Origin of the sequence: Proteus sp. fly-1067, from assembly GCF_040139345.1 — a bacterium.
Classification (GTDB): Bacteria; Pseudomonadota; Gammaproteobacteria; order Enterobacterales; family Enterobacteriaceae; genus Proteus; species Proteus vulgaris_B.
Genome location: NZ_JBEEUL010000187.1, coordinates 1 through 578, shown reverse-complemented (window position 1 = coordinate 578; position 578 = coordinate 1). Strand labels below are relative to the sequence as shown.

Here is a 578-nt window from a genome sequence, read left to right as displayed (position 1 = left end):
ACAATATACGCTCTTTCACAGACATCTAATGTTTCACGCACGTTATGATCTGTGATCAAAACACCTAAACCGTAATCACGTAAGTGTTGGATAATTTTTTTGATATCCAACACTGAAATAGGGTCAACACCAGCAAACGGCTCATCAAGTAAGATAAATTTGGGGTTTGCGGCGAGCGCGCGAGCTATTTCAACACGGCGACGCTCACCACCAGACAACGACTGACCAAGGCTATCACGCAAATGGGTAATGCTAAACTCTTCCATCAACTCTTCAGCACGTTCTTTACGTTGTTCTGAGTTTAAGTCATGACGAATTTCTAGCACGGCCATTAGGTTATCATAAACGCTGAGACGGCGGAAAATAGAGGCTTCTTGTGGAAGGTAGCCAATACCACGACGTGCACGTTCATGTAACGGTAGAAGGCTAATATCTTCCCCATCGATCGTAATTTTGCCTGCATCCCGCTGGACTATTCCGACCACCATATAAAAGGTGGTGGTTTTACCGGCGCCATTAGGGCCCAGTAGGCCGACAATTTCACCTGATTTCACCTCAAGGCTGACGTCTTCAACCAC

Annotated in this window: 1 protein-coding gene; it reads right to left on the bottom strand. The window is 45.8% G+C overall.

Annotated features, from left to right (window positions below; genetic code table 11):
* A partial coding sequence (lptB, locus tag ABN217_RS19910) for an LPS export ABC transporter ATP-binding protein (RefSeq protein ID WP_349459952.1) occupies positions 1-578 on the bottom strand: 578 nt, incomplete at both ends.